We start from the raw sequence: 20801 nt of genomic DNA on the forward strand, positions 1-20801 counted from the left end.
ATTCTCACAGGGCGCCAGAACCTGCTAACCTCAGTCCTCCGGCTCGCCCAGTCCGCGGGCGGCCAGCGCTTCGCCGGTGTGGCGGGCATAGGCGACGGTGGTGATGAACACCGGCAAGACCAGCGCCCGCGGGTTGCGTTCCAGTCCCCGGGCGCGCGCCGAGTCCCTGACGTCGGCGAAGGCTCCGGCGATGAAGGGAATGCTCCGCAGCATGATGGCGATAGTCAGGGCAAACCGCTCGGGGTCGGCGCCGAAGCGCCGGAACGGGCGCGCGAGGGACACGACGCCGTCGAGCAGCCGGTGCAGCGGGGTGGTGGCGGTCAGCAGCGACGCCGCCACGACGCACAGCAGGATGTTCAGGACGATCCGCGCAGCAACGGGCCCGCCCAGCTGCCACCACTGGAACGCGCCGATGACCAGCAGGATCGGCAGCAGCGGCCGCACGGCGCGGAAAAGACGCACGGCTCCTGCGCCGCTGAGCAGAAAGAGCGCGCACATCACAACGAGGGCCCCGGCGGCCAGCCGCCAGTCCACGATCAGGAACGATGCCATTCCGCAGGCCAGAACCAGCAGAAACTTCAGCCACAGCGGCATGCGGTGGATCAGGGACGTGCCGGGCACGTAGTTGGCGAGCAGGAGGCCGTGGCCCCTCACCGGAAGTCCCCGCCTGACAGGCTCCGGGCGGAAAGCGAGCGGTAATGCTCGACGGCGGCGGCAGCACCGCCGTCGTACGCTATCCGTCCGGCTTCGACCACCAGAACCCGGTCCATGTCCAGGGCCAGCTCGAGATCGTGGGTGGACATGACGATCTGCTGGCTCAGGCCGGCCAGGGTGCGGCGCAGCAGTTCGCGGTTCCGGAGGTCGAGAAGCGTCGAGGGCTCGTCGAGCACGAGTACGCCGGGTTCCACCGCCAGCACGGAAGCCAGGGCAAGGAGCTGCCGTTCGCCGCCCGAGAGTTCGTAGATGCTCTGGTCAGCCAGAGGGCGGAGGCCGAAGCGGTCCAGCGCGGCCGTGGCCTGCTCCCGGCGTTCCTTGCCGTTCCGCACCGAACGCCGGAGCGAGAGTTCCACGTCCTCACGGCCCGTGGGCATGACCAGCTGGGAGAGGGGATCTGTGAACACGAAGCCCACCTGCTGGCGCACGGCGCGCACATTGCGGACGGTGTCGGCGCCGTTGACCGTCACGGTTCCTGCGGTGGGGGCCACGAGGCCGTTGAGAAGGCGGAGCAGCGTGGACTTGCCGGAACCGTTGGCGCCGATCACACCAATCCGCTGCTCAGTGAGCTCCAGCGAAATGTCCTGCAGCAGGACTTTGGGGTCAGGGCGGCCGTCCACGGCCACGCTGACCCCTGCCTTCCTGAGGGAGACGGTGCTCACTGCTGGGTGGTTGCTTTCGGCTCCGTGGCTTCCCGTGTTGTTGCTTCGGGCGTGGCGGGCTGCTGCGTGGCGGGCTGCTGCGGGAGCTTCCGGACGCGGCGGACCAGCAGGTCGGGGAACGCCTTGTGCAGGGCAATGGCCACCGCAACGGCGAGGACGTTCTTAATGATGTCGCCCGGGTAGAAGGGGAGATCGGCCAGGAACGCCTTGGCGAAGTCCAGCTTGGCGTTGACCATCATGCCGGCAATGCCCAGTCCGTGGATCAGCACAATGCTGGGCACCATAGCGGCGGCGAACAGGAACACGGCGCGGAACCTTACGGTGCGGCGGATGACGACGGCGGCCAGCCAGCCCACCGCTGCGGCTGCAAGGGGGAAGGCGATGATGTAACCGGCTGACGGTCCGGCCAGGATGCCCAGTCCGCTGCGGCCCCCGCTGAAAATGGGGAGACCGGCGAGCCCAAGCAGGGTGTGGAGGCCGACGGCGGCGAACGCGCGGCCGGGGCCGAGAGCAAGGCCGGTCAGTATGACGGCGAGCGTCTGGAGCGTGATGGGGACGCCGAGGCCGCCCACGGGGATGGCGGCCACCAGGGCCGACGCCGCCACGAGCGCGGCGAAGACCGCGATGAGTCCGAGGTCGGTGGCGTTCCAGTGGCTGCGCTTTGCCGGCTGCAGGGTGCCGGCGGAATGGGTCTGGGTCATGGGAGGTCCTGTCGGAGGGGTACAAACAATTATCAGCTGTTCTCGACGTTACCGGCCCGGGAATAGCCGCATTTTGTTGCTGTTCTACAAGAGGGACTGCCCGGGGTCTGGTGCTGGGCACAAATACTCCGCTGTGCTTGGCCGGGAAGGCGCTCCACCGGGTGGCTTGGGAAGGCGCTGTTCCGGGCGGTGAAGGCGTGTTCTGGCCGGGTTGCCCCGGCCGGTAGACTTGGACAGGCCGTTCTCCGGCCGGCATCCCCGGCGTTCCATACTTTGCGCCGCGCGGCATGCAACCCGCCGTGCTGCGGCATTCCCTGTTGTGAAAGGCCTTACCTGCTGTGATTACCGTTCAGGAACTTGAACTCCGTGCCGGCGCCCGCCTGCTCATGGACCAGGTGAGCTTCCGCATCGACAAGGGTGACAAGATCGGCCTCGTGGGCCGCAACGGCGCCGGCAAGACCACGCTGACCCGCGTGCTGGCCGGCGAAGGCCTGCCTGCCGCCGGCAAGGTGACCCGCAGCGGCGAGATCGGTTACCTGCCGCAGGACCCGCGCACGCCGGACATGGAGCAGCTGGCGAGGGACCGCATCCTGTCCGCCCGAGGACTGGACGTCGTCGTCGGCAAGCTGAAGAAGGCGCAGGCGGACATGGCCAGCGAGGACCCGGAGGTCCAGCGCAAGGCGATGGGCCGGTATGACCGGCTCGAGGCCGAATTCCTTTCCGGCGGCGGATACGCAGCGGAAGCCGAAGCGGCCGCCATCTCCTCCAACCTGGCGCTGCCGGAGCGGATCCTCAACCAGCCGCTCAAAACCCTGTCCGGCGGCCAGCGCCGCCGTGTGGAACTGGCACGCATCCTCTACTCCGGCGCAGAAACCATGCTGCTGGATGAGCCCACCAACCACCTGGACGCGGATTCCATTTCCTGGCTCCGCGACTTCCTCAAGAACCACCAGGGCGGCCTGATCGTGATCAGCCACGACGTGGAACTGCTGGAGGCCACCGTCAACAAGGTGTACCACCTGGACGCGAACCGGGCGCAGATCGACTTCTACAACATGGGCTGGAAGCGCTACCTCCAGCAGCGCGAGACCGATGAGCGTGCCCGCAAGCGCGAACGCGCCAACGCAGAGAAGAAGGCACAGGTCCTGATGGACCAGGCCAACAAGATGCGCGCGAAGGCCACCAAGGCCGTCGCCGCGCAGAACATGGCCAAGCGCGCCGAGCGGCTGCTCAGCGGACTCGAAGCCGTCCGCGAGCACGACCGCGTGGCAGCACTGCGGTTCCCGGACCCGTCGCCGTGCGGCCGGACCCCGCTGACCGCCGAGGGCCTGAGCAAATCCTACGGTTCGCTGGAGATCTTCACCGATGTGGACCTCGCCATCGACCGCGGCTCCAAGGTGGTCATCCTCGGGCTCAACGGTGCCGGCAAGACCACGCTTCTGCGGATGCTCGCGGGCGTGGACCGGCCGGACACCGGCGATATCGTTCCCGGGCACGGGCTCAAGGTTGGCTACTACGCCCAGGAGCACGAAACCCTGGACCACGACCGGACAGTCCTCGAAAACATGCGCTCCTCCGCACCGGACATGAAGGACGCCGAGGTCCGCGGCATCCTGGGCTCGTTCCTGTTCTCCGGTGACGACGTCGACAAGCCCGCCGGCGTCCTCTCCGGCGGTGAGAAGACCCGCCTGGCACTGGCCACAATCGTGGCCTCCAGCGCCAACGTCCTCCTGCTGGACGAGCCCACCAACAACCTCGACCCCGCCAGCCGCGCCGAGATTCTGGGCGCACTGCGCAACTACACCGGCGCCGTCGTCCTGGTCAGCCACGACGAAGGCGCCGTCGAGGCCCTCAACCCGGAGCGCGTGGTGCTGCTGCCCGACGGAGTTGAGGACCTCTGGAACGAGGACTACCTGGACCTCATCACGCTGGCCTAGTTTCGCCGCTGCCCTCGGCGGCTTGTTTGCTGCTGGGTTCGCTGGAAGCCGTTAAATGTCAGACCCCCGCATCAGACTGGTTCTATGGAAGCCATTGGGGGATTCACCGGGCACGGGGCCGGTCGGCCGGGTGCCGGCGGGTTGGTTTCTGTTTCCGAGGACGACGGCGGTAGCCGGTTCAGCGGCGGGGTTTCCGACGGCGGGGCTGTTAATGTCAGACCCCCGCATGAGACTGGTTCTATGGAAGCCATTGGGGGATTCACCGGGCACCGGGCCTTGCGGCCGGGTGCCGGCGGGTTGGTTTCTGGGCGGGTTTCAGTGGGTGCCAACGCTCTTCGGAGCGTTCCTGCCGGGGCGTACGCCCGCGTCCATGAGGGGGACGCGGTTGATCAGGCGCTGGCTTTGCTGGAACAGGACGCGATCAGCGCCGAGGACGCCGCGTTCTGGGGTTTCGGGCAGGCCGCGGATTTCGCCGACCGGGTCGAGCGGCTCTCCCGGAGGGTGGAGCGCCTGCAGGTGATCGCCGCCGGGGCGGTGGACCGGTCCCGCACGGCCGCACTCACCGCCGCCGCTTCACCCCTGGTCCCCGAACCCGTCCCCGAGGCCCTCACCGGGCCCGTCCCCGGGCCCGGGCCTGGCCCCGCCGCGGTGTCTGAGCCTTCGCCGGGGGATGATGGGTCCCGGAGCAGCGTCGAGTTCCTCCGGGACAGGCTGCGGATCAGCTCCGCCGAAGCCCGCCGCCGGCTCGGGCTGGCCGACTCGGTCCTGCCCCGGACCGGGTTCGGCGGGCAACAGCTCCCGCCCCGCTACGAAGAGCTCGCCGCCGCGGTCAACACCGCCCAGATCAGTTCCCGCGCCGCGACCACGATCACCCTGGCCCTGGACCGGGCACGGCATTTCACCACCCCGGGCCACACCGCCGCGATGGAACACGACCTGACCCGCGCCGCGATAGAGAACGACGCCGACTTCCTCACCCGCGTCGCCAAACACTGGGCCGAGGCCATTGACCAGGACGGCACCGAACCCTCCGAAGCAGCCCTCCGGCAAATCCAGGGCGCCTTCATCCGCCGCCCCAAACACGGCCTGCAGCACCTGGAAATCTTCGCGACCGCCGAACAGTTCGAAACCATCACCACCGTCATGAACACCGCCACCAACCCCCGCACCCCACCCCGCACCCCACCCCGCACCGACCGCCAGGCTGCCGGCGGGAACGGGCCCGGCGGAACAGGCGCCGGCGGAACAGGGCCCGGCGAAACGGACAGTGGCGGGGCGGGCAGTGGCGGGGCGGACAGTGGCGGGGCGGACAGTGGCGGGGCGGGCAGTGGCGGGGCGGGCAGTGGCGGGAGCGGCGCCGAGCCGGCCAGCCTCGCCGGGTGGGACACGGCGGACCCGCCAGAGGTCTCCCTGGACCACCGCTCACAGGGGCAGAAGCGGCTCGACGGGCTCGTCGGCGCGTTACAAACAGTGCTCACCACCGACACCCTGCCCGCCAACGGCGGGCACCGGCCCCAGATCCTGGTCACCATCAACTACCGCGACCTCCTCGCCGACCTCCAACACCGGCAAGACGCACAATGGGCCCACGGCGGCGTTCAGGGCCCGCGGCCAGCTCACCTTCGCGGGACCGGCACCGGCACGGCCCTGTTCGCGTTCGGCGGCCCGGTGAACCCGGCCACGATCCGCAAAATCGCCTGCGACGCCGACATCATCCCCGTCGTCCTCGGCAGCCAGGGCCGGATCCTGGACATCGGCCGCGCCTCCCGCGTCTTCCCGCCCCACATCCGCAAGGCCATCACCGCCCGCGATCAAGGCTGCGCGTTCCCCGGCTGCACCATCCCCGCAGCCTGGTGCGAAGCCCACCACATCACCTACTGGTCACGCGGCGGACCCACCAGCACCGGCAACGGCGTCCTGCTCTGCAGCCATCACCACCACCTCATCCACAAAGAACACTGGACCATCCAAATCACCAACCAGGTGCCCTGGTTCAAACCCCCACCAGAACTCGACCCCCAACGAAAACCCCGCCGCAACAACTACTTCCACTCACGCCCCCAACACGAATGAACCGGCGGCCAGCACTCAGTGCCTGTAAAGTCTGGCCTTCGATAATGCGGCATCGGGTCGGTGGGGTTGCGCCGCACCACGGCAGAGATCGAGGCGGTGGGTTTGCGCCGTACCACGGCAGTGATCGAGGCGAACGGGCGACGGCGGAACAGGGGACTCAAGCCGTCATCGTCAACCTGCCCGGCCACGCCGAGGCTCCGCGGAAGCCCTCAACCCGGAGCCCATGCTGCTGCCCGACGGACTTGAGGACCTCTGGAACGATGACTATCCGGACCTCATCACGCTGGCCTGGTTTCACCGCGGTTCTGGCTGGCGTGCCAGTGCCCCGGGACCTCAAGGCCGCCGGGCAGCCTGGTGTCGAGACTGCCACGCGCGCTGTTGAGCTGTGGCTGCGTTAGGTACAAGGCACCCCTAAGGTCGGCGCCCTCCAGCCGCGCATCCCTGAGATCCGCGCCCAGGAGGTCCACCGCCGTAAGGTCGGAGCCGCGCAGGTCTGCCGCGATGAGGCAGGCGCCGCGAAGGTCGGCGCCGCAGAGTCGTAGCGGCCGGAGGTCACTGCCCGCCAGGTCCGCCCCCGGCTGCAGCCTTCGATCCAGCTGGTCAACGGACGCAAAGTAAGCGGCCCGGCCTTCCTCGCTGACGTCCCTCAGCACCTGGCGCACCCGGTCGTGCAGTGCTCCCACGTCAAGGGCCAGCACTTCATGCACTGTCCCATCTGCGACCTTGCCGATGGCGAGACTAAGCTCCAGTACATCGTTCCCGGTCTCGGCGTCGAAGGCGCGGTCCTGCGCCTCGGCCAGATACCAGAGCATCTCATGGAGCTGTCGCATGACTTTGAAGGCCGCGAACATGGCGGACCTGCTGTCCGGCTGATCGCGCCAGCTGAGGCCACCGAACAGTCCTTGCGACACAGCCTGGCCCGCGCCGAAGCAGTCGAAAACGGTGCACCCGCGGAAGCCGCGGGGGCGCAGCCGGTCGTGGATGCCGCAGGAGAAGTCAGCGCCGAGATTGGGGCACGGCGTACCCGCCGGCTTGTCTATGGCAAAGTCCGCGGATCGGGAAAAGCCAAAGGCGGTGCAGCACAGCGCGAAGCAGTTGCTGCACTCGGGGCGAAGTCCGTCCCGGCCGGGAACGGCAGTAGAACGAAGAATGGATGAAGTGCTCAAGTGATCTCCAAGGATGATGCGGATGTGTACGTCGCACAGGGAACTCGTCGTCGAGTTCCCTCAGCGGACACACCGAATCACCGCTCCATGAAGGAGCGAGGGAGCGCTGCCGCCGGAGGGCAGCTGCTGCGGGCTAGCGAGAAGAATGAAAAATCACTGGCTCCAGAATACCCCCACGTCGGCACTGATCAGCCCTGTGGTCATCCTCCGCTTCGGTGGCTAAGCTCTTCCCGCTGTGACATCTGCATTCCCAAACCCGATGCCGAACTCGAGGAGAACAGCATGAGCGCCACCTACACCTTCGACGTCTTTTCCAGCCTCGACGGCTTCGGCTCGAACCGCGGCAACTGGGGCGGCTACTGGGGCAAGCAGGGTCCCGAACTGCTGGAACACCGCGTCGCCTTCTATGGGGAGCAGCAGCGGATGGTCTTTGGCGCCAATACGTATCGGGCCTTCGCGCGGATGCTGGCCTCCAGCAGCGAGGGCTCCGAGGTCCGTGACCCCTGGGTCACGCACATGACGAACCTGCCGGCAACGGTGGTGTCGCGAACGCTGCAGGAACCGCTCGACTGGCCGGCCCGCAGCTGTCGTGAGTGGCGACGCCGTCGACGTCGTCGCCCGGCTCAAGGAGAAGTCAGATGTGCCGCTGCGCTCCCACGGCAGCCTGTCGATGAACCGGGCACTGATGGCCGCCGGTCTGGTGGACCGCGTCCAGGTGACCGTCTTCCCAGTGATCACCGGCCAGACCGGACAAGAACCGATCTTCCAGGGTGCCGCAGACTTTGACCTCGAACTGATCGAGAGCCGGACACTCGACGGCCACACCCAACAGCTCATCTACCGGCCCACCCTGCACGTCTGAGTCCGGGGAAACCGTAGGTCAGCGCACGGAAAGCAGTCAGCGCACCCGAAGCGCGTGGGCGTCAGTAATACGTTGCAGTTCCCCGTAGCTGATCGAGAACATGGAGTGGTGGTCGCCCGCCCCGGCCCAAAGTGTCGAATGCTCCTGGAGCGAGGCATCCAGCAGGGTGCGGATCTTGGCGGGATGCCCTACCGGTGCAACCCCGCCGACTTCCTGGCCCGTGTGGTGCAGCACGAAGTCCGGTGCCGCCCGGCGGATCCGCCCGGTGCCCAGCTGGGAAGCGACCAGCCGGACGTCCACTTTCGCGGCGCCGCTGGCGAGGATCAGCAGGGGAGTGCCGTCCACTTCAAACACCAGGCTGTTGGTGATGGCCGCGACGTCGCAGCCGAGCGCGTCAGCAGCGGCGGCCGCCGTCGGAACTGCACCGGGCAGAACCGTGACGGTGTCGCGGGCGCCTGCTGCGGTGAGGGCACGGCGCACGTTGGCTACCGGGTCGGCAAGCATGTCAGTGCTCCTGTCGTCAGTAGCCCTGGGCATCCAGGATCGCGTCTTCCTCTTCTTCCGCCGTCGGACGCTTGCGCTTCCGTGGTGCCGGCGGACGACGGCGGGCTCCCGCGGCGGTGAGCGCAGGCTCGCCATCCAGCGCTTCCGCGTCCTCGGCATCCATGGCGGCGTTGCGCGCCTGCTGCCGGGCCGCGTACCCAAAGCCCACGAACATGAGGATGCCGAAGGCGAACCACTGCAGTGAGTAGGACAGGTGCGTCCCCTCGTCAACCGAGGGCACGGGGAACGGCTGCGGCATGTCCGCCACCGGCGGCGTCTCCGAGGCGAGCTGCCCGTAGGCTCCGGTCAGCAGCGGATAGCCGAGCTCGGCGGCGTAGGTCGGCAGGTCAATGGAGGCCAGCTGGCCTTCCGGCGCGCCGCGTTGCAGCGTCGGTTCGCCGTGTTTGAGGCGCACCACGGCCGTGATCTTTCCGGACGGCGGGGCCGGAATGGAGTCCGGCCGGCCGGGGGTCTTGTTGCCGATCGGCAGCCAGCCGCGGTCAATCACCACGGTCTCGCCGGACACGAGCTTGAACGGCACCACCACTTCATAGCCAGGCTGCCCGTTAAGTGGCCGGTTACGCACAATCCGCTGCCCGTCGACGTCGTAGGTACCCTCGAGCTTAACCTGGGTCCATTCCTTTGAAGGCTCCAGCTGGTTGAACTCTTCGCGGGCCTGCGCGAACGTGATGGGAGGGGCGGAGTAGTTGGACGTGACACGCTGGATTTCCGCCAGCGTCTCAGCCCGGCGGTCCATCTGCCAGCGGCCCAGGAACACGCAGCCGGTGGCGAAGATCGCGGCCAGCAGGAGGTAACCCAGCCACTTGCTGGAAAACAGGAACTTGTACATTCAGCTGTTCCTGCCTGTTCCGGCGGCCTCCAGCGGCACGGTTTCCTTCCAGAGCCCGCGCGTCTGCAGGTAGTCCTCCAGCCAGGCCTTGTGGTCACCGCACGCCAGCCATACCTTGCGGCGTTCGGGCGTGTGGATCTTGGGATTGTTCCAGAGCAGCTGCCAGGACGCATCGGCCCGGCAGGCTTTGCGGGAGCACGTGGCCGCGGATGCCGGGCCGGCAGGCTCGCCGCTGCCGTCACCCAGGTTGAAAATGTTCATGAAGCTTTCTGTCCCCGGCCGTCGTCGTCTTCTTCGTCGTCAGCAATGAGTTCGCCCTGGAGCACCGTCGGCTCGTCGGCCATGTCGGCGCTTTCCGCAGTCCCGGACTCCTCGGCAGTGCCCAGCTCAGCGTACGGCGTGTAATCGAGCAGCGCGTCGCTGTGGATCTCCGCCTTGTCCGAACCGTTGGCGATCACCACAGCGATCCACGGAAGAAATACCGCGCCCGCCACAGCGACCAGCTTGAACCAGCCGTCCACCACGAAGATCAGAATCAGGCACACCATGCGGATACCCATGGCGAGGGCGTACTTGATCATGCGCTCCCGCATGTCTTCGGAATGCGCCGCGGCGGCGTCCGTGATGCTGATTACTTCCGGATGGCCGGCGGCTGCGTCACGCTTCCCGGGCGTCTGCTGTCCGGGTTGGGGTTCAGGTATCACGACTGTCTCATCACGCTCCAATGGCTACCCCAATTCTCTCACCATCCGAAGTTGGCTCCCAATCGGGCGATAAGATCGGAGGCAGTCAAAATTCCAGCCACCACAGCGGAGCCATGCTCCGCGGAAATCCGGAGCACACATGTCTGAAGCAGCAACCGCGGCCCGCAGCGTCCTCATCACCGGCGGAAACCGCGGCATCGGCCTCGCCATTGCTGAGGCATTCCTGGCCAACGGCGACAAGGTGGCCGTGACCTACCGCAGCGAATCGAAGCTGCCGGAGGGTGTCCTGGGGGTCAAGGCCGACGTGACCGACGAGGCCTCCATTGACGCCGCGTTCGCCGAGGTTGAGGCCGCCCACGGCCCGGTCGAGGTGCTGGTGGCCAACGCCGGGATCACGAAGGACACGCTGCTGCTGCGCATGAGCGAGGACGACTTCACCTCCGTCATCGACACCAACCTGACCGGAGCGTTCCGCGTCATCAAGCGGGCCTCCAAGGGCATGATCCGCCTGCGCCGGGGCCGCGTGGTGCTCATCTCCTCAGTTTCGGGCCTGTACGGCGCGCCGGGCCAGATCAACTACTCCGCCTCCAAGGCCGGGCTCGTGGGCATGGCCCGCTCCCTGACCCGCGAGCTCGGATCGCGCGGAATCACGGCGAACGTAGTGGCTCCCGGCTTCATCAACACGGACATGACGGCCGAACTGCCGGAGGCAACCCAGAAGGATTACCTGTCCGGTATCCCCGCCGGCCGCTTCGCCGAAGCCTCCGAGGTGGCCAATGTGGTGCGCTGGATCGCCAGTGACGAGGCTGCCTACATTTCCGGCGCCGTCATTCCCGTCGACGGCGGCCTCGGCATGGGGCACTAGGCCCCACCGGCACCGGCACCGGCACCGGGCGCGGCGCCGGCACAACTTTGCCCACGCGGAGACCGCCGGTTCTTTGTGGTGTTCCCACAAAGGAAACCGGCGTCCCCGCTGGCATGATGGACTTCAGGCCATCAGCAATTAGACGTTTTGAACAAATTGAGACAAGGGAGCCCACATGGGACAGCTGGACAACAAGACAGCCATCGTCACCGGTTCTTCGCGCGGCATCGGCGCCGAAGTTGCCAAGATCCTCGCGGGCGAGGGCGCCGCCGTCGTCGTTAACTACCGCCAGAAGGCGCCGCGCGCCAACAAGGTGGTGGCCGGGATCGAGGCCGACGGCGGCCGTGCCGTCGCCGTGGGCGCGGACCTGACCACCCTCGAAGGCGTGCAGGCGCTGGCCAGCGCCGCCATGGAAAACTTCGGCTCGCTCGACGTGCTGGTCCTCAACGCCTCGGGCGGCATGGAATCCGGCATGGAGGAGGGCTACGCCCTCAAGCTCAACCGCGACGCCCAGGTCAACATGCTCAACGCCGCCGTGCCGCTCATGAAGGAAGGCTCCCGCGTGGTCTTCGTGACCAGCCACCAGGCCCACTTCATCAACTCGGTGGCCACCATGCCCGAGTACGAGCCCGTGGCCCGCAGCAAGCGTGCCGGCGAGGACGCCCTGCGCGAACTGCTGCCGAACCTGGCGGACAAGGGCATCTCCTTGGTGGTCGTATCCGGCGACATGATCGAAGGCACCGTCACCGCCACGCTGCTGGACCGCTCAAACCCGGGCGCCATCGAGGCCCGCCGTGCCGAGGCCGGCAAGCTGTACTCCGTGGAGGAATTCGCCGCGGTGGTTGCCAGCATGGCCACCGCCGACGTCGAGTCCGGCCACACGGAATACGCCGGCGGCGCTGACTACTTCGGCAAGAACGCCGGCTAGCCACCCCGGCTTTTGGCTCCGCGGGCTTCAGACGCGGTGCATGCACCCCGAAGGCCCGGCGCAGCAGCGCCGGGCCTTCGGCGTGCCTGGTCTTCGCCGTGCCTGCAGCCTCACCGTCGCTGGGTCTTCGTGCCCAGCTCGGCATTTCGCTCCCATCCTGGACTGAAGCCACGCCCGCGCAGGCGTTGTCCGGACGCCCCATCGCGCCTAGGGTCGTAGCCATGGCAGAGGACGCGGGAGTACAGAAACGGACCTATCCGGCCGGCGTGCCGTGTTGGGTGGACAGCCAGCAGCCCGATGTTGAAGCGGCCCGGGCGTTCTACGGGGGACTGCTCGGGTGGGAGTTCGACGGCGGTACGGCGCCTCCCGGAGATACTGGCAGTTATGTGATCGCCCGGCTGGGCGGCCAGGAGGCGGGCGCCATCACCGGCTTGGGCGCCGGTCCCCACGGCGTGCCCGCATGGAACACGTACATCGCGGTTGACGATGCAGAGGCGGCCGTGCGGCACCTACTGTCGGCCGGGGCTACCCTGAAGTCAGCTCCCGCCGATACCGGCGTGGGCGGCGTCCGGGCATCGCTCGCCGACCCCGAAGGTGCCGAGTTCCGCATCTGGCAGCCGGGGGAGCGGCCGGGCGCCCAGTCCGTCAACCTGCCGGGAGGCTGGAACTTCAGCGACCTCCACACTGCGGACACGGAGGCCGCCGCGGACTTCTACGCCAGGGCTTTCGGTTGGGAGTTCGACCATCTCGACTTCGGCATCATGATCCGCCGCCCCGGCTACGGCGACCATCTGGAAGCCACCGTCGACCCTGGGATCCGGGCCCGGCAGTCCGGGGACATGGTGCCGGGCGGCTTCGCGGACGCCGTGGGCTGGCTCGCTCCGGTCGCCGCAGGGGAGCGGCCGCACTGGCATGTCACCTTCACCGTGGCGGACCGGGACCGGGCGGTGCAGGAGACCGAGCGCCTAGGCGGCCACGTCCTGGGGCAGGATGACACCATGTGGACCCGGACCGCCCTGGTCCGCGATCCCGGCGGTGCCGTGTTCACCGCAAGCCAGTTCACGCCGCCGTCGGGCTTCTAGGTGCGTCAAATCAGGCCCGCCGTCGGGCCACTGGCTCCGCTCGGGTTTCCAGTTCTGGCCGCTCGAGTTCAGACTGTTCAGACGCCGGCGATGTGCCGCACCGCGTCGAGGTACGGCATGTTGATGGCGGCGTCAGCCACGGCGCGGACGGCCGGCTTGGCGTTGAAGGCCACGCCGACGCCCGCGGCGCCGAGCATGTCAAGATCGTTGGCGCCGTCGCCCACCGCGATGGTGTGCTCCAACGCGATGCCCTCGGCGGCCGACCATTCGCGGAGGTACTTTTCCTTGGCGGCACGGTCGATCACGGCGCCGAGGACCTTGCCGGTCAGGGCACCGTCCACGATCTCCAGCTCGTTGGCGATCCAGTAGTCCATGCCGAGCTCCTCGGCGATGGGGCGGAGGATCTGGTTGAATCCGCCGGACACCACGGCCACGGCATGGCCTGCGGCCTTGAACGCGGCCACCAGTTCGGCGGCACCCTCGCTTAGCTTCACTTCCGCGCGGACCGAGTCGACGACGGCGGCCGGCAGCCCCGCGAGGACAGCCACCCGGGCGTGCAGGCTTTGCGCGAAGTCGAGCTCACCGCGCATGGCAGCTTCTGTGACGGCCGCGACTTCGTCCCGCTTTCCGGCGTAGGCGGCAAGGAGTTCGATGACCTCCTGCTGGATCAGGGTGGAGTCGACGTCCATGATCAGCAGCTTGCGCTCGGCGTTCCGCAGCTCGGCAGGAACGATGGCAGTGTCTACGCCGGTCCGCTCCGCGTTCTCCTTCGCGACGGCGATCGCGTGCCGCAGGCCGGCGAGGTCCGCAGCGGAGCCCGAGGGTACGGAAAAGTCCACGGTGCAGACGTCGAAGCGTCCGTTCCCGGCGCTGGAGGCTTCTCCGAAGGTGGCGCCGGAGCCCGCCAGCAGTGACCGCAGGATTTCCGGTTCCGAGGGGGAGAGTTTCAGGCCATAGCTGACCGCAGTCACGTTCGAAGTCATGGCTGCAATCTTAGCCAGCGCTGCGCCGCCGCCCGAAACCGTTGCGCGGGATCAGCCATGGCACCACAGCAGCTGCCCCCAGCCGGTTCCCAGCAAACGTCCGGCCAACCCGGAGGCCGGTCCGGCAGAATGGCCCGATGCTCTTTGCCCTGATAGCGCGTCTGCGCCCGGCGCCCCTGCTGAGAGCGTCGCAGCAGGTCCTTTTCTGCTGGGCCGGGGCTCTCCTGGTGGCCGGTGACGCTGTTTTCTGGCTCATGTTCGCTGCCGTCCAGTCGGATTCGGGGCTTGCAGCGCTGGATGGTCCCGTGCACAGCCTGATGGTGGATTCCCGGAATCCCCCGGCCACCGTGCTCCTGGCGGCGCTGACCACCGTGACATCGCCGGAAGCACTGACCGTCATCGGCGGGGTGTTTGCCCTGGCGTGGGCGCTGTGGAAGAAGGAACTGTGGCGTCCGGCCGTGCTGATGGGTGCCATGGTGCTGGCCGTTGTGCTGACAACCCTCATCAAGCAATTCGTGGCCCGTTCGCGCCCGCCCACCTCCGATTTCCTGCTCGGACCGGACGACGCCCTCTCCTTCCCCTCGGGCCACACCGTAGGCATAGGCGTGTTCACTGTTGTGCTCGCCTACCTGGTCCTGTCACGGTCGGGGACGCGTACGACGGCGGCACTCGGGTTCTCCGCCGCCTTTGCAGTCACGGCGCTGGTTGGCTTAAGCAGGCTGTATTTGGGCTATCACTGGCTCACCGACGTCGCGGCTTCCTTCGGAGTGGCTCTGGTGGTAGCGGCGGTGGCGGTGTTCACCGACGCAGCCCGGCACGGCACTGCCAAGCACGGTTCTGCCCGGCACGGCACGGCGAAGAATCGTTCCGCAGCGCGCACCGGCCGGACCCCAAGCAGTTTGCGGGTTTCTGATCCCTCAGCCCTGGACGCGCAGGCGTAGCAGCGCCGCGGCTGCGGCGGCGACCACCGCGGCCGCCAGGGCACTTACGCCGGAGTAGCCGGTCAGGCCCATGATGGGCCCTGCTGCCGCGCTTCCCACTGCCCCGGCCAGGGACATCGTGGCGTCCGAGAACCCCTGCACCGGGACACGTTCAGCAGGTGTGAGCGACGCGATCAGCAGGGTGGAACCGGCAACGGTGGTTGCCGACCACCCCAGTCCGAGAAGGATCAGGCCGACTGTGACCGAGCCCATGTTCTGGGACACCAGTCCGGTCAGTGCCACAGCCGCGAGCAAGGTGAGCAGGCCTGCGAGCGCAGTGGTGCGCGGCCCGAGGCGGTCGGTGAGGACGCCCATCAACGGCGACAGGGCGTACATGCCCGCGATGTGCAGGGAGATCGTCAGGCCGATCAGTGCGATGGTGTCAGTGCTGCCCGCATCGTGTCCGGCGTGGTGCTGCATGTGCAGCGGTGTCATGGACATCACGGCGACCATTACCGCGTGGGCCGCAACGACTGCGACCACGGCTCCGCGGGCTGTAGGGTGCTGCCTGACGATCCGCCATCCTTCCTGCCAGGAGCCGGAAAGCTTCGCAGCAGGTGCAAGGTCCACCCGGTCGAGGGCGCGGCGGGTCAAGAGCGGGTCCGGGTGCAGCGACAGTGCCACGATGGCCGCGCCCACCACCATCCCCAGCGCGGAGATCAGGAAGGGGCCGGCAGCAGGCGGAATGTCCAGCCAGCCGGCCAGAACCGCTCCCGGGGAAACCATATTGGGCCCCGCGACGGCACCGATGGTGATCGCCCACACCACCAGGGACAGGTCCCGTCCCCGGTGGGCCGGCTCGGCCAGGTCCGTCGCAGCGAAGCGGGCCTGCAGGTTGACCGCCGAAGCCAGGCCGACGAGGAAGGATCCGGCCAGCAGGACCACGAACAGTTGCAGAGTCACTGCGGTCACCATCAGGAACGTGCCGGCGATCGCCGCGGCCAGGCCGGTGGTCAGAGCCACGCGGCGGCCCCGCTGCAGGGCCAGCCGCGAGAGCGGAATCGCCGTAGCCGCGGTGCCCAGCGTGAGGGCGGTGTTGACGGACCCCGCCCATGCCTCGGAGCCGGACAGGTCAACGGCCAGGATGGAGCCCAGGGCCAGGGTTGAGCCGTTGCCCAGGCCGGAGAAGATCTGCGCGACCGACAGGGTCCGCACGATTCGGCGCTGGGTGGAACGGGTTGCTTCGGCGGTGCTGGTCAAGTTGCGTGGTCCCCTCGGGCAGGTGCTCGTCGTGGAAAACTCCACACATCAACTTTGATGTCATGGGTCTATGCAGTTCAACCATGACAATATGCACGGAGTGCGGCTGGCGGAATCCTTGGTCAACATGCTCGCCGACGGCCCGTGGGACGGCGGTGCACTGCAGGACCTCCTGGCGAGTCACCTGTTCCGCTCGCCCCGAATCACGCCCGCAAGCCAAGATGAACTGCGTGTGCGGGTGGCGGGACTGCAACCGCGTGTTTGCCGACACGAGCCGCGGCGGAAACCGTGCGTACTGCTCGGCCCGGTGCGGAAACGCCGACGCCGTCCGGCGCTACCGGGGCAGGGGGCGGTCAGGCTGACCCTGGTCGGGCGGGCACTGATCGGGCTGACACAGGTCCGGTTGACGCGGGCACCGGGGTGAGAGTCATCTCGGCGAGCTTGGGCAGGGCGTGGCGGAGCCGGTGCCCGGCCTCGTGCACGGTCTGTTCAGCCAGCAGAAGGCTGGCTCCGCCGTCGAGGGCGATGGTCGCCGCACCCTGAAGGCGGTGCCCTACCCACCGCAACTGCACGCGTTTCACATCAACGACTCCGGGTGTGCCGTCAAGGGTGCGGCGGGCGCGGTCCACGAGTTCCGGCTCGATTCCGTCCATCAGCCGGCGCCCGATGCTGCGGACGGTTCCCCACAGCAGGACGATGATGGCCGCCGAGATCAGCAGGCCAACGATGGGGTCCGCCAGCGGGAAGCCGAGCATGACGCCGCCCGCGCCAAGCACCACGGCCAGTGAGGTAAAGCCATCCATTCGCGCGTGGACGCCGTCGGCCACCAGCGCAGCCGAGCCTATCCGGCGTCCGATCCTGATGCGGTAAATCGCCACTGCCTCGTTTCCGGCGAAGCCGATCAGCCCGGCGCCCATGACCCAGCCCAGGTTCTGCAGCGACTGCGGGTGGATGAGCCGGTCCACCGACTGCCAGGCAGCCAGTACGGCCGAAAGAGCAACGACGGCCACGATGAACAGTCCTGCCAGATCCTCGGCCCTGCCGAAGCCGTAGGTGTAGCGGCGGGTGGCCGCGCGGCGGCCGAGGATGAAGGCGATCCACAGCGGAACGGCGGTCAGGGCGTCCGAGAAGTTGTGGATGGTGTCAGCCAGCAACGCCACCGAACCGCTCACCAGGACCACGAGGAACTGCAGGACAGTGGTCCCGAGGAGCATGAACAAGCTGATCTTCAGCGCCCCGATGCCCTGCTCGCTGGCCTCGAGAGCGTCATCGACCGAGTCGGCGGCGTCATGAGTGTGCGGGACGAAGAGCTCGAAAAGCCAGCCTAGGCCCTTGTGATGCGTGTGGCCGTGGTCGTGGCCGTGTGAGTGATCGAGCCCGTGTGAGTGATCGAGTCCGTGCGTGTGGCCATGATCGCCTGCGTGGCCATGCGGGTGGTCGTGCCCGTGCTCGGGGTGATGATGCACACTGTGCGCCACTGTCCCCTCACTCCCAGTCCGGTCGCTCGGAGTCCGGTCATTCACACTCCGGTCGGTCACACTCCGGTCGGTCACGATGCTGCTCCCATGCGGTGATGGGCCGGCTGCCCGCCTAGCGCATGCTCGGCCTGGAAGATCGCATCCGCGACGAGCTGGCGTGCGTGCTCGTTTTCTAGCCGGTAGAGGACCCTGGTTCCGTCCTGGCGGGTGGACACCATGCGTGCCAGGCGCATCTTGGCCAGGTGCTGGGACACGGCCGCCGGCGACTTTCCGACCACTTCGGCCAGGGTGCCCACGGCCATCTCACCCTCCCGCAGGGCCAGGATAATCCGCACCCTGGTGGCGTCTGCCAGCATGGCGAAAATCTCCACCGCGAGCTCCACGTACTGGCTGTCGACGTCGAGCCTGCAAGGATGCTTATCTGCGTTCATACGCATATATTGTCATAAATGAAGATGGCGGCCCGACGGCCGGCGTTACCGGTTATCAGTCCCACCGTGTTTTGTCCTAGTGTCTACTTCTATGAGTGATGTTCTTGAAATGGCCGCCGTCAGCGTTGTGCGCGGAGCCAAGACGCTCCTGAGCAAGGTGGACTGGCAGGTCAGGGAGGGCGAACGGTGGGTCATTCTGGGCCCCAACGGCGCCGGCAAGACCACTCTGCTGCAGATCGCCGCGGCACGCCTCCACCCCACCAGCGGCATCGCAGGCATCCTGGATGAAAGTCTCGGAAAGGTGGACGTCTTCGAGCTGCGGCCACGGATCGGCCTCTCCTCTGCTGCCCTGGCCAACCAGATCCCCGAGTACGAGAAAGTGCTCAACGTCGTCGTCACCGCGGCCTACGGTGTGACCGGCCGCTGGCGCGAAGGCTACGAGAAGGACGACGAGCGCCGTGCCTTCGCCCTCCTGAACGACTGGGGGATGGGCCCGCTGCTGAACCGCAAGTTCTCCACGCTTTCCGAGGGTGAACGCAAGCGCGTGCAGATCGCCCGGGCCCTCATGACCGACCCGGAACTGCTGCTGCTCGACGAGCCCGCCGCCGGCCTGGACCTCGGCGGGCGCGAAGACCTGGTGCACCGTCTCAGCCAGCTGGCCCTGGATGAGGACGCGCCGGCGATCGTACTGGTCACCCACCACCTCGAGGAAGTACCCCCCGGCTTCACCCACGCCATGCTCATGCGCGACGGCGAAGTGGTGTCGGCCGGGCCGGTTGACGAGGTCCTCACCTCGGGCAACCTGAGCGAGACGTTCGGCCTGCCCCTGGACGTTTCGGTGAACGCCGGCCGTTACACGGCAACCGCCCGCCGCTAACGGGGCAGCCGGCACAGCGTGGAGTTTTTCAGCGGCATCCTTGTGTTCTTCGCCGGCCTCTGGGCCGGCACCATCAACAGCGTCGTCGGGTCCGGAACCCTGGTCACATTCCCGGTGCTGATCGCCCTGGGCATCGCGCCGGTGACGGCATCCATGAGCAACGCCATGGGCCTGGTCGCCGGCGGCGCGGCCGGGGCGTGGGGTTACCGCCGGGAGCTGAAGGGCCGCGGCCGGCAGCTCCTGCGGCTGCTCCCGGCGTCCCTGCTGGGCGGCATCAGCGGCGCCTGGCTCTTGCTTCACCTGCCGGAGAAGGTCTTCCACTACGCGGCGCCGGTGCTGATTGTCCTGGCCCTGCTGATGGTGGTGTTCCAGCCCCGGCTCCAGCAGTGGGTGCGGACCCGTGAGGAAAACCCCGAGCACGCCCTGCGGGACAAGCACCACGGCCTATTGCTGGTGGTCCTCGTCTTCCTGGCCGGCGTGTACGGCGGCTACTTCGTCGCGGCGCAGGGAATCCTGCTGGTGGGCATCCTCGGCGTGTTCATGACGGGCACCATCCAGAACGCCAACGCCATGAAGAACGTCCTGGTGCTGGGTGTGAACCTGATCGCGGCCGCGTCCTATCTGCTATTTGCCTTCGACCGGATCAACTGGGCGGTGGTGGCCATCATCGCCGTCAGCTCCCTCATCGGCGGCCTCGTCGGCGCCAAGGTCGGCCGCCGCCTGTCGCCGCCCGTGCTGCGCGGCGTTATCTTTGCCCTCGGCCTGGTGGCGCTCGGCTTCCTTGTCGCGAACCTGCTCAAGTAATGACTGAGATGACTGCCCGGTGACTTTCCACTATCTCGAGTCGGCTGCCGATCCGCGCGTCGCGGACTACACCCAGCTGACGGACGTGCACCTGCGGAAGCTCCGCGAGCCCGCCGAGGGCATGTACATCGCCGAATCCTCCCGCGTCCTGCGGCGCGCCCTCGCCGCCGGGCACCGGCCGCGGTCCTTCTTCCTCGCCGAAAAGTGGGTTGCGGACCTCGCGGACATCTTCGAGCAGTACCCCGACGTGCCGGCATACATCGGCAGCGCCGGACTCCTGGAGGAAATCACCGGCTTCCACCTCCACCGCGGAGCCATGGCGGCCATGCACCGCCCGGCCCCGGTCCCGCTGCCGGAACTGCTGGCCGGAGCCCGGCGCGTGGCGGTCCTGGAGGACATCGTGGACCACACCAACGTTGGCGCCATCTTCCGGTCGGCGGCGGCGCTGGACGTCGACGCCGTCCTGGTCTCGCCCCGCTGCGGCGATCCGCTGTACCGCCGCAGCGTCCGGGTCAGCATGGGCACCGTCTTCCAGGTGCCGTGGGCCAGGCTGGAAAGCTGGCCGCAGGACCTCACCGTCCTCAAGGAGCAGGGCTTCACGGTGGCGGCCATGGAACTCACCGACGATGCCATGGACCTGGACGCACTGGCGGCAGGAAACCCGGAGCGGCTCGCCCTGGTGCTAGGCACGGAAGGTGCCGGCCTGAGCGCGGACACGCTTGCCGCCGTCGACCTCGCCGTGAAGATCCCGATGCGGGCGGGTGTGGACTCTCTGAACGTTGCGGCGGCGTCCGCCGTCGCCTTCTGGGAGCTGCGGCCGCGGGACTGAATCGGCCGGTAGGGCGGGTTCGTTAGTTCCGCCGCGATCCGCTATGATTGACAGCTGGTTCCCGTGTGTTTTTCACCGGCCTCGCGGCTGGCCGAAGCGCGGACGGAAGCCATCCCATTCATACCTGGCAAC

Annotated in this window: 23 protein-coding genes; 11 read left to right on the plus strand and 12 right to left on the minus strand. The window is 67.8% G+C overall.

Going from position 1 to position 20801, the window contains the following annotated elements:
- Positions 1 to 30: 30 nt before the first annotated feature.
- Genes ACFTSA_RS09350 through ACFTSA_RS09360 form a run of 3 tightly spaced genes read right to left on the minus strand, consistent with a single transcriptional unit; the run spans position 31 to position 2077 of the window.
- Entirely contained in the window at positions 31 to 654 is a 624-nt protein-coding gene (locus ACFTSA_RS09350; RefSeq protein ID WP_377950997.1) for an energy-coupling factor transporter transmembrane component T family protein, read from the minus strand.
- Complete coding sequence (locus tag ACFTSA_RS09355) at positions 651 to 1376, minus strand: energy-coupling factor ABC transporter ATP-binding protein (protein WP_377950998.1); 726 nt, start codon at positions 1374 to 1376, stop codon at positions 651 to 653. Before ACFTSA_RS09355 ends, ACFTSA_RS09350 begins: the two co-directional genes overlap by 4 nt.
- Positions 1373 to 2077 carry a biotin transporter BioY gene (locus ACFTSA_RS09360; protein ID WP_377950999.1) on the minus strand — a complete coding sequence of 235 codons (705 nt, stop codon included), beginning with the start codon at positions 2075 to 2077 and terminating at the stop codon, positions 1373 to 1375. Before ACFTSA_RS09360 ends, ACFTSA_RS09355 begins: the two co-directional genes overlap by 4 nt.
- Before the next feature lie 338 nt (positions 2078 to 2415).
- Between ACFTSA_RS09360 and ACFTSA_RS09365 the strand changes: the two genes are divergently transcribed.
- Positions 2416 to 4014 carry an ABC-F family ATP-binding cassette domain-containing protein gene (locus ACFTSA_RS09365; protein WP_331568882.1) on the plus strand — a complete coding sequence of 533 codons (1599 nt, stop codon included), beginning with the start codon at positions 2416 to 2418 and terminating at the stop codon, positions 4012 to 4014.
- Positions 4015 to 4254: 240 nt separating this feature from the next.
- Positions 4255 to 6087 (plus strand): DUF222 domain-containing protein, encoded by a 1833-nt coding sequence (locus ACFTSA_RS09370; RefSeq protein WP_377951000.1) that lies wholly within the window; start codon positions 4255 to 4257, stop codon positions 6085 to 6087.
- A gap of 278 nt (positions 6088 to 6365) precedes the next feature.
- Here the strand turns inward: ACFTSA_RS09370 and ACFTSA_RS09375 are convergent, their stop codons facing one another.
- Positions 6366 to 7253: a pentapeptide repeat-containing protein gene (locus tag ACFTSA_RS09375; RefSeq protein ID WP_377951001.1), complete on the minus strand. Its 888-nt coding sequence runs from the start codon at positions 7251 to 7253 to the stop codon at positions 6366 to 6368.
- Between the two features lie 589 nt (positions 7254 to 7842).
- Between ACFTSA_RS09375 and ACFTSA_RS09380 the strand changes: the two genes are divergently transcribed.
- On the plus strand, positions 7843 to 8115 hold the full coding sequence (locus ACFTSA_RS09380; protein WP_377951002.1) for a dihydrofolate reductase family protein: 273 nt from the start codon (positions 7843 to 7845) through the stop codon (positions 8113 to 8115).
- 36 nt (positions 8116 to 8151) lie between these two features.
- On the opposite strand, the gene ACFTSA_RS09385 is transcribed toward ACFTSA_RS09380, so the two are convergent.
- Genes ACFTSA_RS09385 through ACFTSA_RS09400 form a run of 4 tightly spaced genes read right to left on the minus strand, consistent with a single transcriptional unit; the run spans position 8152 to position 10233 of the window.
- On the minus strand, positions 8152 to 8619 hold the full coding sequence (locus ACFTSA_RS09385; protein WP_377951003.1) for a YbaK/EbsC family protein: 468 nt from the start codon (positions 8617 to 8619) through the stop codon (positions 8152 to 8154).
- A 16-nt stretch (positions 8620 to 8635) separates the two neighbouring features.
- A complete protein-coding gene (locus ACFTSA_RS09390; RefSeq protein WP_377951004.1) occupies positions 8636 to 9508 on the minus strand; it encodes an SURF1 family protein in 873 nt (290 codons plus the stop codon).
- A complete protein-coding gene (locus ACFTSA_RS09395) occupies positions 9509 to 9769 on the minus strand; it encodes a hypothetical protein (protein WP_377951005.1) in 261 nt (86 codons plus the stop codon). It abuts the gene before it with no gap.
- Positions 9766 to 10233, minus strand: coding sequence for a DUF3099 domain-containing protein (locus tag ACFTSA_RS09400; protein ID WP_377951006.1), 468 nt, complete (start codon positions 10231 to 10233; stop codon positions 9766 to 9768). Before ACFTSA_RS09400 ends, ACFTSA_RS09395 begins: the two co-directional genes overlap by 4 nt.
- A 118-nt stretch (positions 10234 to 10351) precedes the next feature.
- Between ACFTSA_RS09400 and ACFTSA_RS09405 the strand changes: the two genes are divergently transcribed.
- The 3 genes from ACFTSA_RS09405 (at position 10352) to ACFTSA_RS09415 (ending at position 13087) form a co-directional block, all read left to right on the plus strand.
- On the plus strand, positions 10352 to 11077 hold the full coding sequence (locus ACFTSA_RS09405) for a beta-ketoacyl-ACP reductase (protein WP_377951007.1): 726 nt from the start codon (positions 10352 to 10354) through the stop codon (positions 11075 to 11077).
- Between the two features lie 175 nt (positions 11078 to 11252).
- Positions 11253 to 12005: an SDR family oxidoreductase gene (locus ACFTSA_RS09410; protein WP_377951008.1), complete on the plus strand. Its 753-nt coding sequence runs from the start codon at positions 11253 to 11255 to the stop codon at positions 12003 to 12005.
- Positions 12006 to 12226: 221 nt separating this feature from the next.
- Positions 12227 to 13087, plus strand: a complete 861-nt coding sequence (locus ACFTSA_RS09415; protein ID WP_377951009.1) for a VOC family protein — start codon at positions 12227 to 12229, stop codon at positions 13085 to 13087.
- A 77-nt stretch (positions 13088 to 13164) separates the two neighbouring features.
- Here the strand turns inward: ACFTSA_RS09415 and serB are convergent, their stop codons facing one another.
- Positions 13165 to 14070, minus strand: coding sequence for a phosphoserine phosphatase SerB (gene serB / locus ACFTSA_RS09420; protein ID WP_377951010.1), 906 nt, complete (start codon positions 14068 to 14070; stop codon positions 13165 to 13167).
- Between the two features lie 137 nt (positions 14071 to 14207).
- Between serB and ACFTSA_RS09425 the strand changes: the two genes are divergently transcribed.
- A complete protein-coding gene (locus tag ACFTSA_RS09425) occupies positions 14208 to 15011 on the plus strand; it encodes a phosphatase PAP2 family protein (RefSeq protein WP_377951011.1) in 804 nt (267 codons plus the stop codon).
- Here the strand turns inward: ACFTSA_RS09425 and ACFTSA_RS09430 are convergent.
- Complete coding sequence (locus ACFTSA_RS09430) at positions 14988 to 16250, minus strand: MFS transporter (RefSeq protein WP_377951012.1); 1263 nt, start codon at positions 16248 to 16250, stop codon at positions 14988 to 14990. The two genes, ACFTSA_RS09425 and ACFTSA_RS09430, sit on opposite strands and share 24 nt — an antisense overlap.
- Before the next feature lie 221 nt (positions 16251 to 16471).
- Here ACFTSA_RS09430 and ACFTSA_RS09435 point away from each other — a divergent pair, with 221 nt between their 5' ends.
- Entirely contained in the window at positions 16472 to 16612 is a 141-nt protein-coding gene (locus ACFTSA_RS09435) for a CGNR zinc finger domain-containing protein (protein WP_377951013.1), read from the plus strand.
- Here the strand turns inward: ACFTSA_RS09435 and ACFTSA_RS09440 are convergent.
- Together ACFTSA_RS09440 and ACFTSA_RS09445 are read right to left on the minus strand one after the other, a co-directional pair.
- Entirely contained in the window at positions 16604 to 17728 is a 1125-nt protein-coding gene (locus tag ACFTSA_RS09440; protein WP_377951014.1) for a cation diffusion facilitator family transporter, read from the minus strand. The two genes, ACFTSA_RS09435 and ACFTSA_RS09440, sit on opposite strands and share 9 nt — an antisense overlap.
- Positions 17729 to 17799: 71 nt before the next feature.
- The gene (locus ACFTSA_RS09445) at positions 17800 to 18159 is read right to left on the minus strand and encodes an ArsR/SmtB family transcription factor (protein ID WP_377951015.1); all 360 of its coding nucleotides are present in this window, start codon (positions 18157 to 18159) and stop codon (positions 17800 to 17802) included.
- Between the two features lie 91 nt (positions 18160 to 18250).
- On the opposite strand from ACFTSA_RS09445, the gene ACFTSA_RS09450 reads away from it, so the two are divergent.
- The 3 genes from ACFTSA_RS09450 to ACFTSA_RS09460 are packed head-to-tail and all read left to right on the plus strand — an operon-like array spanning position 18251 to position 20669.
- Complete coding sequence (locus ACFTSA_RS09450) at positions 18251 to 19036, plus strand: ABC transporter ATP-binding protein (RefSeq protein WP_377951016.1); 786 nt, start codon at positions 18251 to 18253, stop codon at positions 19034 to 19036.
- An 18-nt stretch (positions 19037 to 19054) separates the two neighbouring features.
- The gene (locus ACFTSA_RS09455) at positions 19055 to 19840 is read left to right on the plus strand and encodes a sulfite exporter TauE/SafE family protein (RefSeq protein ID WP_377951018.1); all 786 of its coding nucleotides are present in this window, start codon (positions 19055 to 19057) and stop codon (positions 19838 to 19840) included.
- Positions 19841 to 19859: 19 nt separating this feature from the next.
- Positions 19860 to 20669 (plus strand): TrmH family RNA methyltransferase, encoded by an 810-nt coding sequence (locus tag ACFTSA_RS09460; RefSeq protein WP_377951019.1) that lies wholly within the window; start codon positions 19860 to 19862, stop codon positions 20667 to 20669.
- The last annotated feature ends 132 nt before the right edge of the window (positions 20670 to 20801 follow it).

Source organism: Arthrobacter sp. NPDC057013, assembly GCF_042674585.1.
Classification (GTDB): domain Bacteria; phylum Actinomycetota; class Actinomycetes; order Actinomycetales; family Micrococcaceae; genus Arthrobacter.

Excerpts from the sequence above, each read along its gene's own strand:
- ACFTSA_RS09390 (WP_377951004.1), bottom strand. The coding sequence starts at position 9,508 with ATGTACAAGTTCCTGTTTTCCAGCAAGTGGCTGGGTTACCTCCTGCTG.
- ACFTSA_RS09450 (WP_377951016.1), top strand. The coding sequence starts at position 18,251 with ATGAGTGATGTTCTTGAAATGGCCGCCGTCAGCGTTGTGCGCGGAGCC.
- ACFTSA_RS09370 (WP_377951000.1), top strand. The coding sequence starts at position 4,255 with ATGGAAGCCATTGGGGGATTCACCGGGCACCGGGCCTTGCGGCCGGGT.
- ACFTSA_RS09405 (WP_377951007.1), top strand. The coding sequence starts at position 10,352 with ATGTCTGAAGCAGCAACCGCGGCCCGCAGCGTCCTCATCACCGGCGGA.
- ACFTSA_RS09435 (WP_377951013.1), top strand. The coding sequence starts at position 16,472 with ATGAACTGCGTGTGCGGGTGGCGGGACTGCAACCGCGTGTTTGCCGAC.
- ACFTSA_RS09425 (WP_377951011.1), top strand. The coding sequence starts at position 14,208 with ATGCTCTTTGCCCTGATAGCGCGTCTGCGCCCGGCGCCCCTGCTGAGA.
- ACFTSA_RS09395 (WP_377951005.1), bottom strand. The coding sequence starts at position 9,769 with ATGAACATTTTCAACCTGGGTGACGGCAGCGGCGAGCCTGCCGGCCCG.
- ACFTSA_RS09410 (WP_377951008.1), top strand. The coding sequence starts at position 11,253 with ATGGGACAGCTGGACAACAAGACAGCCATCGTCACCGGTTCTTCGCGC.
- ACFTSA_RS09415 (WP_377951009.1), top strand. The coding sequence starts at position 12,227 with ATGGCAGAGGACGCGGGAGTACAGAAACGGACCTATCCGGCCGGCGTG.
- ACFTSA_RS09445 (WP_377951015.1), bottom strand. The coding sequence starts at position 18,159 with ATGAACGCAGATAAGCATCCTTGCAGGCTCGACGTCGACAGCCAGTAC.
- ACFTSA_RS09385 (WP_377951003.1), bottom strand. The coding sequence starts at position 8,619 with ATGCTTGCCGACCCGGTAGCCAACGTGCGCCGTGCCCTCACCGCAGCA.
- serB (WP_377951010.1), bottom strand. The coding sequence starts at position 14,070 with ATGACTTCGAACGTGACTGCGGTCAGCTATGGCCTGAAACTCTCCCCC.
- ACFTSA_RS09360 (WP_377950999.1), bottom strand. The coding sequence starts at position 2,077 with ATGACCCAGACCCATTCCGCCGGCACCCTGCAGCCGGCAAAGCGCAGC.